Origin of the sequence: Flavobacterium sp. ACN6 (assembly GCF_002304005.1) — a bacterium.
Taxonomy (GTDB): Bacteria; Bacteroidota; Bacteroidia; order Flavobacteriales; family Flavobacteriaceae; genus Flavobacterium.
Window position 1 is genome coordinate 20,743 of record NZ_MRCQ01000006.1, and the last position, 12,861, is coordinate 33,603.

Below are 12,861 nucleotides of genomic sequence, written 5' to 3' on the forward strand. Positions count from 1 at the left end.
ATGCAATCTAAGTTCATTTTGATAAATGAGGAAGTAAAATTTACAAGCTTAGAATAACTTAAATTACTGATCTTGTTTTTGATTAATTTGATTTTGAAAGTTTGAGAACCAATATTTTGAAGTTTAAGATCGCATAAAATCACAGCTGTTTAATAATTTGTTCATAATAAAACCTCGAAACGTTTCGTTATAAACGGTATAAAATGATACATTTGAATACTAAATATTATTAAAATGCGTAAACTTTCCTGGTTCTTTTTACTCCAAATTATCCTTATTTCGACCACAGTTTCGGCACAAAAATCAGCTATATATACTTACGACTTAAAGGATTTTGACAAAGCACTGGCTTTATATAATGACAAACAATATGCTTCGGCGCAACTTATTTTTGAACACGTAAAGAACAATGCAGTAACCGAGGAAGTTCAGTCAGATTGTGCGTTTTACATTGCCAATTGTGCCATAAGAACCAATCAGGCAAATGCTGATGCTTTGGTAGAAAAGTTTGTCAGCGATTATCCAACAAGCACCAAACAAAATCAGGCTTACATTGAAGCTGCGCAGTACTTTTTTGAACAGGGAAATTACCCTAAAGCATTGATGTGGTTTGATAAAGTAGACGAAAGTTACATGAGCAAAACCGAGTCGGATAAGTTCAACTTCATGAAAGGCTACAGCTATTTTAATGCTAAAAAGAAAAAAGAAGCTACCAACTATTTTAATAAAGTGGTAAACTCTAAAGAATATGGTTCTCAAGCCAAGTATTATTTAGGATTTATGGCTTATGAAGGCGACGATTACAAAGAAGCAACAAAATACTTTGACGAAGTTTCGGGCGAAGAAAAATACAAAGAAAAGCTGTCTTATTATCAAGCTGATATGAATTTCAAATTAGGGAATTTTCAGAAAGCAATTGAATTAGGACAAACTGCAATGGCCAAATCAAATGCGCTGGAACAATCTGAATTGAATAAAATTATCGGTGAAAGTTATTTCAATTTAAAACAATACGATAAAGCAATTCCATATTTGGAAAAATACGCAGGTAAAAAAGGAAAATGGAATAATACCGATTTTTACCAATTAGGTTATGCGTATTACGAGCAGAAAAACTACGAAAAAGCGATTTCTCAATTCAATAAAATTATTGAAGGAAAAGATTTCGTAGCCCAGAATGCGTATTACCATTTAGGTTTAAGTTATTTGAATATTGGCAAAAAACAAGAAGCTTTAAACGCTTTTAAAAATGCTTCTGAAATGGATTTCAATGCGCAGATTCAAGAAGATGCCGCTTTAAATTATGCCAAATTGAGTTACGAGATTGGAAATGCGTATCAAGCGGTTCCTGGGATTTTGTTAGATTTCTTAAAGAAATACCCAAATAATTCAAGCCGTTCAGAAGTAGAAAAACTTTTGGTTGATTCTTATATTTCTTCTAAAAACTACAAAGAAGCTTTGACTTTATTAGAGAAAAACAGAACGGCAGAAAATAAAGCTGCTTACCAAAAAGTATTGTTTTACCGCGGATTAGAATTGTATAATGAATCAAATTATCAAGAAGCGGGCAAGATGTTTAAAAGCGCTGTAAGCGAACAAAAAACACCTGAATTTACAGCTAGAGCTACTTTCTGGAAAGCAGAAACAGAATATCTTAATGATGATATGCAAAATGCATTATTGACTTACAAACAGTTTGCAGGAATGGCAGCAGCAAAATCTACAGACGAATATAAAAACATCAACTATAATATTGGTTACACGTATTTTAAATTGAAAGAATACGATCAGGCGGCCAATTCTTTTCAGGCGCAGATTGATAATTCGCCATCAGATAAAGTTCGTTTAAACGATTCTTATCTGCGTTTAGGAGATTGTCGTTTTGTAACTTCAAAATACAGTGCAGCAAATGAGGCCTACGCGAAAGCAATCGCCGCAAAAGGCGTTGATGCCGATTATGCACAGTTTCAAAAAGCACTTTCTCACGGATTCATGTCAAATAATGCCAAGAAAATTGACGAACTGAACAACTTTGTTAAGATGTATAATAAATCATCGTACCGAGATGATGCTTTGTATGAATTAGGAAATACATATGTGGCAGAAAAGAAAAACGATCAGGCTCTAAAAGCGTACGATCAATTGATTTCTGAATTTAAGAACGGTTCCTTTACTTCAAAAGCCATTTTAAAACAAGGTTTGATTTACTACAATTCTGATCGTGACGAACAGGCTTTGACAAAATTCAAAAAAGTTGCGGCAGAATTCCCGAAAACTCCAGAAGCTTTGGAAGCAGTTTCTACAGCAAGATTAATTTATGTTGATTCAGGAAAAGTAGATGAATATGCAACTTGGGTTAGAACTTTAGATTTCGTAGAAGTTTCAGATGCTGAATTGGATAATGATACTTACGATGCAGCTTTTAAACAATACAGTCAAAACAATGCTAAAAATGCTATTACAGGTTTTACTGGTTATGTGAGTAAATTTCCAAAAGGAATGCACGCACTAGAAGCTAATTTCTATTTAGGACAACTTTATTATGCTGAAGGTTCTGAAACTAAATCGGTTGCTAATTACCAATATGTAATTGATCAGCCAAGAAATGAATTTACAGAGCAGGCATTAAACAGATTGGCTCAAATTTATTTGAAAACTAAAGATTGCGATAAAGCGATTCCAGTATTAGTGCGTTTAGATAGTGAAGCAGATTTTCCTCAAAACAAAAACTTTGCTCAGGCAAATTTGATGAAATGTTATTATGATAAAAAAGATTATGATAACTCGGTTATTTCTGCTGATAAAGTATTAGAAAATCCAAAAGCAGATGCGGGCGTAAAAGCAGATGCACAGATTATTGTTGCCAGAGCAGCAATTCAAACCGGAAACGAAGACAAAGCAAAAACTGCTTACGCAAAACTTTTAGCAACGTCTAAAGGAGAATTAGCAGCAGAAGCGTTGTATTATGATGCTTATTTTAAAACGAAAGAAGGAAAATTCGATGCTTCAAACACTGCGGTTCAAAAATTAGCAAAAAGCTATTCTGCTTATAAATATTACGGAGCAAAAGGTTTGGTTTTAATGGCTAAAAACTTCTACGGACTAAAAGACAGCTATCAGGCAACTTACATTTTAGATAACGTAATTAACAATTTTACAGATTATCCAGATGTTGTTGAAGAAGCTAAAAAAGAATTGGGCGCGATAAAAGTAGAAGAGTCTAAAACAAATTCGTCGATTAATAAATAAAAGTAAAAAATAGAAGAAAGAGACAAGAAACAAGATTTTTATAAAGAAATAAAGTCTTTTCTCTTGCTTCTAAAGAAAAAAGAAAAAAACAATGAGTTTACCTTTTTATATAGTTGATGTTTTTGCTGATAAAAAATATGCTGGAAATCAGCTGGCAGTTTTTATGGATGCAGAAAATCTAAGTTCGGAAGAAATGCAGCAAATTGCTCGCGAGATTAATTTTGCAGAAAGCACATTTGTAACCAAACTGGACAAGGAAAATAATAAAGCAGAGATTAAAATTTTTACTCCAGCTTATGAAATGCAATTTGCAGGGCATCCGATAATTGGAACTTCATGGGTTTTGATGAATAAGGTGTTTGAAAATTCGCCAAGTGAAATTAAATTGAAAGTTCCGATTGGAGAAATTCCAATTCACCAAACTGAAGATTTAATTTGGTTAAAAGCAGCGCAGCCAAAATTTTGGGATGTTTTTTCAAAAGAAGATTTTACGCTTTTCAGCAATTTGGAAGTGAGCGATTTTGAAAATCAATTTCCAATTCAGGAAGTAACAACCGGAAGTGCTTTTGTAGTGGTCCCGTTAAGCAGCCAAAGAGCTTTAGAAAATTTGGTTCTGGATAAAGACAAAGCAGATAAATGGATGAAGCAGCATTGTAAAACCGATCATAGAGGGTTGTATTTCTACTATTTTGAAGGTTCAAAGGTAATGAGCAGGTTATTATATATAGAACACAATCAGTTATTAGAAGATGCCGCAACGGGAAGCGCTAGTACATGTTTACAAGCTTCTTTGCTAAAATATAATACCAAAGAAATCGAATTGATCAATTACCAGGGAGATTATATTGGCAGACCTTCTCAGATTTATTTTAAAGGAAAATTAGCTGATGACCAATACGATATTAATATAGGCGGGAAAGCTCAATTTGTTGCCAAAGGAGAATGGGAAGCTTAGGTTGTAGGAAAGAAGAAAGAATCAAGAAGAAAGATTTTAGTATAAAGAAATAAGAAACAGTATAGGAGAAACTGGGAAAAGAAGAGAAGTCTATATTCTTTCTTCTTAATTCTATTCTCTAAAAAAGAAATAAATATGAAATTAAATTGCCGAAATAAAATCATCGTTTTGCTATTGTTAGTGATTTGCCAGCTTTCGTTTGCGCAGAAGAAAAATGAAAGTATCGGAACGGAAACGGTAAACGTAGTAAAACCTTATTCGCCGACTATTTCAGATGCTTTTAAAGTGAAAGAAACTCCTTCGCTTGACGACAGCGGCAATCAACAGAAAGAAGTTATTAAGTACAGTATCTTATCTGTGCCCGTAGCGTCAACTTTTACGCCGTCTAAAGGAAAAGCAGAAGGTGTTGAAAAAGCAAAAAAAGAAAGATTGTTTAATAATTATGCGACTTTAGGACTTGGAAATTACAGTACTTTAAATGCAGAATTATTTGTAAATCAAGATTTAGGGAATAATGATTATGTGGCTGGAATGTTCCGTCATCATTCTTCTCAAGGCGGGATTAAAGATGTAGAATTAAATGATGAGTTTTACGACACGGCAATTAATGTAGGTTACGGTCAGAATAACAGAGACAATTCGTGGAATGTTGATTTAGGTTATCAAAATCAAATTTACAATTGGTACGGACTTCCGTCAGATTTTGGCTCGACAATTCCAGATCAGCGTTATGACTTAGTAAACAGTATCAATCCGGATCACTCTTATAATACGATTTGGGTGGGCGGAAATGCCGAATTTACAGAAAGTATTTTTAGTAATCTTGCGGCGAAATTCACGCACTTTTCAGATAGTTATTCTTCATCAGAAAACAGATTTTATGTAAAGCCGACTTTCACAGTTGATGTAATGGATCAGGCAATTAAAACAAACGTAATTGTAGATCATGTAAGCGGTTCTTTCAAAAATAATTATCTTCAAGATAATGTAGAAGCTGTAAAATACGGTATTACAAATGTAGGTATTGAACCAAGTTTTGTAATTAATGAAAACGACTGGACGTTAGAATTAGGTGCTGGAGTTTTCTACAGCGGTGATTCTGAAAAGAGCAGCAATAGATTCTTTATTTATCCAAAAGTAAATGCTTCTTATAAATTGGTTGGCGATTTAATGATTTTCTATACGGGAGTAAACGGAGGTTTAAATCAAAATTCGTATGCAGATTTTGTGACAGAAAATCCGTTTTTGTCTCCAACTTTAAATATGCGCCCTTCTAGTACTCAATACAATGTTTTTGCTGGGTTGAAAGGAAAATTGGCAAACAATGTTAATTACAACTTATCAGGTTCGTATAGGAATGAAAAAGACAAAGCGCTGTTTAAAGCAAATGATTACACAGAAGTAATTACGAATGAAGATTATGCTTTTGGAAACTCGTTTGGAGTAGTGTATGAAGATATTAGAACTTTCAGTTTTTATGGAGAATTAAAAGCTGATTTTTCGCAGAACGTAACTTTCGGAATCAACGGAACTTTTAATAGTTACAATACAGACAACGCGGTTGAAGCATGGAATTTGCCGACAATGAAATTAAGTTCGACATTGGACGTCAATATTACAAAAAAAATATATGCTGGTTTGAACGTTTTTTATGTGGGTGAAAGAAAAGATATGCAGGTAAATTCTGGAATTATGGCTAATTATGCTCCAATAATTCTTAAAAGTTATTTTGATGCAAACGCTCATGTTGGTTATAAATTCAGTGACCGTTTAACATTTTTCTTAAAACTAAATAATATTGGAAATCAAGCTTACGAAAAATGGCTGAATTATCCTGTGCAGGGATTCCAAGTTTTAGGAGGCGCAAATTATAAATTTGATTTTTAGGCGTATGCCAAAAAGACACTAAGGCACAAAGATTATATAAATATAAATGTGCCTTTTTTTTAGCCATGAGTTCGTGAATTTTTTGGAGTAAATTCGTGAATTCGTGGCTATTTTTTTTCTGCATACAGAAAACCTTTGCATCTTTGCACCTCTGAACCTCACTACTTAAAAAAAATGAATTTCAAAGAAAAAATATATTCCCATTATCAGCAAATGGTTCAAGACCGAATGGATGTTTTTAGAGACATGATTTCTAACTTAACCGAAGATTCTAAAAATGATGCTAAAGGTTCTGCTGGCGATAAACACGAGACGGCACTATCAATGATGCACATAGAACAGGAAAAGCTAACGAATAAATTGAAAGAAGCTATTGCTCAAAAAGCAATTTTAGATAAAATTGATCCGCTTAAAATAACCGAAAATATTGTTTTAGGAAGTTTAGTAAAAGCAAACGGAATCTATTTATACGTGAGCGTTGCACTTCCTAAAATTGCCATTGACGGCATAAATGTGATTGCGCTTTCTCCACAATCTCCGCTAGGAGCGCATTTAATGGGAAATAAAACAGGGTTTCAGTTTGAGATTAATAAAACGCATTATACGATTGAAAGTGTTGAATAGGTAATTTAAAAACGAAAAATTATGAAAAAACTTTTTGCTTTTATGGTTTTGTTCTGCTTGAAAATGACTGCTCAAGAGACTGAATTTAAAGTGTATGATAATGGTCTGATTTACTCAGAACATTCTGTTTCTAAACTTAAACACATTGTTGATTCATTAAATCTAAAATTTAAAGTTTGTGAATTTAATAAAACCTTTAAATCTTACGGACAAGCGAAAGCAAACTTCGTCGAAGTCGAAAAATCAGATGCTATAAAAGCGAAGAAAGATTTAGAGAAAGGTATTTCATATGCAGATTTTAAAGCTAAGTATAGTAAGGGACATTTTGATGAGAATCGCATCGTTTTAAAATCCAAGTACACGGATTATGAAGAAAACGAAAAAGTAGAGATCTCAAGCGTGTCTTTTGGAGTAAGAGATGGGCAGAATATCATAATCGATAAAAAAGAGTCTGATTCTTATCATAATGATTTTAAAGGAAAGTGGATTTTTCACTATGAAGAAAAAACTTCTTATTCAAAAGAATCGCTAAAGGCTTTTTATTTTGTTGATGACTTTAAAACAAAACCGATTTCTGAAAAATATGCTAGATTAATTCAATATTCAGATTGTCTGGTAGATACTACGGCTCAAATTTTTTATGCTAATGCAAAAGATTCTGGCGTAAGATATATGGATACGGTTCCGACAAAAGCATCAAATTTTGAAGTATATGTTGAAAAAGTTTTAAAAAGGCCAGATTTTAGTTATCAAAAATTCTCTGCTCTTTTTGACTTTAGTGATGTAGATCCACAAGGGAAAGAGAAAAAAAAGAAGAAAGAAGATGTTGTTGTAAGAGAGGCTCTTGAAAAAGAATATCAGAATTTCAGCAAAAAAATGGAAAAATGGCAATCAGAACGGCTTATTCGAATTGACTCTTTACAAAAAGCAGATAAAAATTTTGATATAATGCTTCGTGATGCATTTGCGCAAGCTAAAATAACAAAAGCTTCTAGTGATACGTTTGAAGAATATGTTGCTCGATACATTGGCAAAGAAGAAGCTTTGGAATTAAAAAGAAATAGGCACGTTGTGGGTGGATGTAGCATGGATGATAGCCCGAGAGTACATGCGCTTAATATTGCAATGCTTTCTGCGGAGACAATAAAATGGGAAATTTTTCTTCGTTCCCATCTTAATATCATGAACGATCGTTTTGACAGAGCCAGTGACGGAAGTTATGCAAAGGGAGCAAGATTAACTTATATTAAAGAAATAGAAGTTTTGGATATTAATGTTTTGGATTTGATTTTAGGAATTTCCCTCCGCATAGATAATCCATCAAAAAATCATTATTATTCAAGTATCAATAGAGTTGGACGCGCCCTTTCAGAAAGTTCAAATCCAGAATTAGTTGAAACGAGTTTGTTGGATATGATAAAAGATAACGATCTAGATGATTATAACAGGATTTTAATTTATTACTTATTTGACAATTACAATTATAATCTGAAAGATGAAAAGGTAAAAGAAAGTAATGAATCGAAACTAAAGTTAGCTGTTGCCAGTATGCCAGATTATATTTCGTCAAGAATTACTTTTGAAAAGTAAGTAAGGCAAATTAGATTTGAATAAAAATATTAATTTCCTCCAGTTTTAGTGAAGGACTTAAAATGCTTCTTAGGAGGCTTTAGCCAAAAATTACTTAATTTGGCTAAAGCCTTTTTTATTTTAGAAAACTTTCTAAAAATATCGAACAGTAAACTAAACGGCTGTGGATTTTTTTTACTAAATATAAATTGCTGCTTAAAAAATAATTACCAAACATCTTTTGGTTATCTCTTTAGGAATTTTTCATTGATTATAAAATATCTTAAAATTTAATTCAAAGAATTACATCAAACTTTCAATTTTAAACCATTTTTTGGTTCCAAATTAAAATTTTCAAGTTTTGAGCTTGTTTTTACTTCTAAATTTTACATTTTATATGTAAAAACACAATTATGGTTTTAAATTGTAATTGAAATAACGATTTGTGTTTTTCAATTGTAACCAATACCGCATCTTTGCCCTATCAAATTAAAATTTAAAGAATTAAAATATAAAATTATGTGTGGAATTGTATGTGCCTTTGATCTTAAGCAAAAAGCCGAAGCGTTAAGACCTCAAGTATTAGAAATGTCTAAAATCATTCGTCACCGCGGACCAGACTGGAGCGGAATCTACAGTAATGATAAAGCAATTCTATCTCACGAGCGTTTGGCGATTGTAGATCCAGCTTCAGGAAAACAACCTTTATTTACAGAAGATAAAAAATTGGTTTTGGCTGCAAATGGTGAAATTTACAATCACAGAGAACTGCGCAAACAATTCGAAGGAAAATATAACTTTCAAACAGAAAGTGACTGCGAAGTTATTTTGGCTTTATACAAAGAAAAAGGAGTAAGTTTTGTTGATGAATTGAACGGAATCTTCGGATTTGCAATTTATGATGTAGATAAAGATGAGTATTTTGTTGCTCGTGACCATATGGGAATTATTCCGTTGTATATTGGATGGGATCAACACGGAACTTTTTATGTAGCTTCGGAATTGAAAGCATTAGAAGGATATTGCACAAAAATTGAATTGTTTCCTCCAGGACATTATTTATCAAGTAAAGACGGTGAATTTGTACAATGGTACAAAAGAGACTGGGTTGATTTTGATGCTGTAAAAGACAACGAAACAAGTATTCCTGAAATCAAAAAAGCATTAGAAGCAGCGGTTCACAGACAATTAATGAGTGATGTTCCTTACGGAGTTTTACTTTCTGGAGGTTTAGATTCATCTATTACTTCGGCTGTAGCCAAAAAATTTGCTCAAAAAAGAATTGAGTCAGATGATACTACAGATGCTTGGTATCCGCAGCTGCACTCTTTTTCTGTTGGTTTAGAAGGTTCGCCAGATTTAGCCGCTGCTAGAAAAGTGGCAGATCATATTGGAACAATTCACCACGAAATTAAATTCACTATTCAAGAAGGTTTAGATGCTGTTCGTGATGTAATTTACAACTTGGAAACTTATGATGTAACTACCGTAAGAGCTTCAACTCCAATGTGGTTAATGGCAAGAGTTATCAAATCAATGGGAATCAAAATGGTATTGTCTGGTGAAGGTGCAGATGAGTTATTTGGAGGATATTTATATTTTCACAAAGCGCCAAACGCTAGAGAATTTCACGAAGAAAACGTTCGTAAGTTAGGAAAACTTCATATGTATGACTGCTTGCGTGCAAACAAAAGTTTGGCTGCATGGGGAATTGAAGGACGTGTTCCTTTCTTGGATAAAGAATTTATGGATGTTGCCATGCGCATCAACCCACAAGATAAAATGATCAACAAGGAACACCCGATGGAAAAATGGGTAGTTCGTAAAGCTTTCGAAGATATGCTTCCAGAAAGTGTAGCTTGGAGACAAAAAGAGCAGTTTTCGGACGGAGTTGGATACAGCTGGATTGATACTTTGAAAGAAGTAGTAGGAAGAGAAGTTTCGGATGAACAATTGGCAAACGCTAGATTTAAGTTTCCATTACAAACTCCAACTTCTAAAGAAGAATATTACTATCGTTCAATTTTTACGGAGCATTTCCCAAGTGATGCAGCAGCGCTATGTGTGCCGCAAGAAGCAAGTGTGGCTTGTAGTACAAAAATCGCTTTGGAGTGGGATGAAGCATTCAAAAATATGAATGATCCTTCTGGTAGAGCTGTAGCGAGTGTTCATGATGATGCTTACGCTAAAGCATAATGCGAGTTTAATTTTTAGAATTAGTATATATATTGCAGAAAGACGTTCTTTATCGAGAACGTCTTTCTTGTCTAAAATTGTTAAATTCTCTATTTCAGTTCTTTGTAAATATTTTTCAGCAATTATTTAACTTAACTTTTTTATATTTGGCATTCGCCGAAATAAAGTTAAAACCCTGAAATTTTAATTTGAAAAAGTAGGAAAGCAAAAAATAATATTTAGATTTGCTTTCAACAGAAAATTTTAATGATTTTTTAATGTACGCTTTACTTAAAGTACAGAAGAATAAAATAAAAAAATAGAATAGTATGTCTGGATTATTGGCCGTTATTGGTAAAGGAAAAGACCCCAAGCTTGTAAAAGAACTTTCTGAACGTATGTCGCATCGCGGTCCTGATGAAAGTGATATTCATATCATGGAAAATGGCAGTGTACTTTGTCATGAAAGCCTGTCAATAATTGATTTGAATTCCGGTAAACAGCCAATTCAAGGAACTGATAAAGCCTGGATGGTTCATGATGGTGAAATTTACAATTATCAAGAATTAAAGGACACGGTTTTAAAAAATCATACCTTTAGAACAGCATCAGATTCTGAAGTTATTGTGCATCTTTACGAAGAGTTTGGTTATGATTTCTGTAACAAACTCGATGGTGATTTTGCTTTTGTAGTTATAGATGGGGATAAATATATTGCAGGTCGTGACCCAATTGGAGTTAAACCACTGTATTATGGATTAGATGAAAGAGGACGAATTTATTTTTCTTCAGAAATGAAATCAATTGCAGATCAATGTAAATCATTTTCAACTTTTCCTCCAGGACACTATTATACAGCAAAAACTGGTTTTGTAAAATATTATCACCCAGAATACGAAGATCATAAAAATGCAGATCAGTCTTTAGATTTAAATTCTGTGCGTCAAAGTTTAATTGATGCTACAAGCAAGCGATTATTGGCGAATGTTCCTGTCGGAGTGATACTTTCAGGAGGATTAGATTCCTCTTTAACGTCTTCAATTGCTTCTAGATTATTGAAAGGAAACGGCGAAAAATTACATTCGTTTTCTATTGGATTAGATGCTGATTCACCAGATAATATCGCAGCTAGAAAAGCCGCGGAATTTTTAGGAACAGAACATCACGAAATTCATTTTTCTGTTGAAGAAGGAGTTCAGATTTTAGAAAAAGTGATCTATCATATTGAAACCTATGATATTATTTCGGTAAGATCTGGAGTTCCAATGTATTTGTTGTCTAAAGCTATCGCTGATCAAGGAGTAAAAGTGATTTTGTCAGGAGAAGGTGCAGATGAAGTTTTTGGAGGACATTTGTATTTTAGAAATGCACCATCGGCAGAAGAATTTCAAGATGAAACAATAGAAAGAGTTCAGAAGTTATTTACTGCAGATTTACTTCGTGCAGATAAAACAACAATGGCACACGGATTAGAAGTGAGATTCCCATTTTTGGATACAGAATTCCTAGATGTTAATATCCGAATTAAAACAGAAGAAAAACAGCCAAAAACTTATGATGGAGTTGAAAAATACATTTTAAGAAAAGCCTTTGATACGCCAGAAGATCCTTATTTGCCGGCAGATATTTTATGGCGTCAGAAAGAGCAGTTTTCAGATGGAGTAGGGTACAACTGGGTTGATGAGTTAATTGAATATTGTGCTTCTCAAATTACAGATGAGCAATTAGCTGGGGCAAGTGCTGAATTTCCATACAATTCACCAACAACGAAAGAAGCGTACTTGTACCGTTCTATTTTTCATAAATACTATCCACAGGTAAGCGCTGCTCAAACAGTCCGTAAATGGATTCCAAAATGGCAGGAAAACCTAGATCCAAGCGGAAGAGCAAACGCAGCTCACTTGAAAGGAAGCTTTGAAAGTACAAAATCTGGTGTAGTTGTTTAAGAATTAAATTCCAAATTTTTTTAAAATCCCAATAAATAAATTCAAAATTCCAATTTGGACTTAAAAATAAAAGTCAAAATGCATTCAGATGTTGTTTTGGCTTTTTTTTTTATTAGTAAAAAACGAAATTTTGGAATTTGGAATTTCAAAATTGGAATTTTAAATATAAGGATTGGAATTTAAAACAAGCAATATTTTAAAGTTATTCCCATTTTTGGAATTTGGAATTTCAAAATTGGAATTTTAAATATAAAGATTAGAATTTAAAACAAGCACAATTTTTAAGTTATTCCCATTTTTGGAATTTGGAATTTCAAAATTGGAATTTTAAAGTTAGCTTTTGTTTTATTTTTTGGTTTTTCAGACAATTGTGTTAATAACTTAAGTGCTTTAAGTCGTATTTTAATGGGTATATAGCCCGCGTTTTTATATATTTGCGTGTTAGACAGTAAATAC

At 33.0% G+C, this 12,861-nt stretch carries 7 protein-coding genes; all 7 read left to right on the forward strand.

Features of this window, described 5'->3' with window-relative positions; all coding sequences use genetic code 11:
- The first annotated feature begins 234 nt into the window (after positions 1-234).
- The 7 genes from BSF42_RS10545 (at position 235) to asnB (BSF42_RS10575) (ending at position 12,405) form a co-directional block, all read left to right on the forward strand.
- The gene (locus BSF42_RS10545; protein WP_095953057.1) at positions 235-3,249 is read left to right on the forward strand and encodes a tetratricopeptide repeat protein; all 3,015 of its coding nucleotides are present in this window, start codon (positions 235-237) and stop codon (positions 3,247-3,249) included.
- A gap of 91 nt (positions 3,250-3,340) precedes the next feature.
- Positions 3,341-4,204, forward strand: coding sequence for a PhzF family phenazine biosynthesis protein (locus tag BSF42_RS10550; protein ID WP_095953058.1), 864 nt, complete (start codon positions 3,341-3,343; stop codon positions 4,202-4,204).
- Positions 4,205-4,339: 135 nt separating this feature from the next.
- Entirely contained in the window at positions 4,340-6,091 is a 1,752-nt protein-coding gene (locus BSF42_RS10555) for a TonB-dependent receptor (RefSeq protein WP_095953059.1), read from the forward strand.
- A 174-nt stretch (positions 6,092-6,265) separates the two neighbouring features.
- Positions 6,266-6,715, forward strand: coding sequence for a hypothetical protein (locus BSF42_RS10560; RefSeq protein WP_095953060.1), 450 nt, complete (start codon positions 6,266-6,268; stop codon positions 6,713-6,715).
- A 21-nt stretch (positions 6,716-6,736) separates the two neighbouring features.
- On the forward strand, positions 6,737-8,305 hold the full coding sequence (locus BSF42_RS10565) for a hypothetical protein (RefSeq protein ID WP_095953061.1): 1,569 nt from the start codon (positions 6,737-6,739) through the stop codon (positions 8,303-8,305).
- Between the two features lie 498 nt (positions 8,306-8,803).
- Complete coding sequence (gene asnB, locus BSF42_RS10570; RefSeq protein WP_095953062.1) at positions 8,804-10,480, forward strand: asparagine synthase B; 1,677 nt, start codon at positions 8,804-8,806, stop codon at positions 10,478-10,480.
- Positions 10,481-10,788: 308 nt separating this feature from the next.
- Complete coding sequence (gene asnB, locus BSF42_RS10575; RefSeq protein WP_095953063.1) at positions 10,789-12,405, forward strand: asparagine synthase B; 1,617 nt, start codon at positions 10,789-10,791, stop codon at positions 12,403-12,405.
- Positions 12,406-12,861: the final 456 nt, after the last annotated feature.

What these genes read in the sequence shown, in the direction of transcription:
- BSF42_RS10560 (WP_095953060.1), top strand. Translation starts at nt 6,266, where the DNA reads ATGAATTTCAAAGAAAAAATATATTCCCATTATCAGCAAATGGTTCAA.
- BSF42_RS10565 (WP_095953061.1), top strand. Translation starts at nt 6,737, where the DNA reads ATGAAAAAACTTTTTGCTTTTATGGTTTTGTTCTGCTTGAAAATGACT.
- asnB (WP_095953063.1), top strand. Translation starts at nt 10,789, where the DNA reads ATGTCTGGATTATTGGCCGTTATTGGTAAAGGAAAAGACCCCAAGCTT.
- BSF42_RS10545 (WP_095953057.1), top strand. Translation starts at nt 235, where the DNA reads ATGCGTAAACTTTCCTGGTTCTTTTTACTCCAAATTATCCTTATTTCG.
- BSF42_RS10555 (WP_095953059.1), top strand. Translation starts at nt 4,340, where the DNA reads ATGAAATTAAATTGCCGAAATAAAATCATCGTTTTGCTATTGTTAGTG.
- BSF42_RS10550 (WP_095953058.1), top strand. Translation starts at nt 3,341, where the DNA reads ATGAGTTTACCTTTTTATATAGTTGATGTTTTTGCTGATAAAAAATAT.
- asnB (WP_095953062.1), top strand. Translation starts at nt 8,804, where the DNA reads ATGTGTGGAATTGTATGTGCCTTTGATCTTAAGCAAAAAGCCGAAGCG.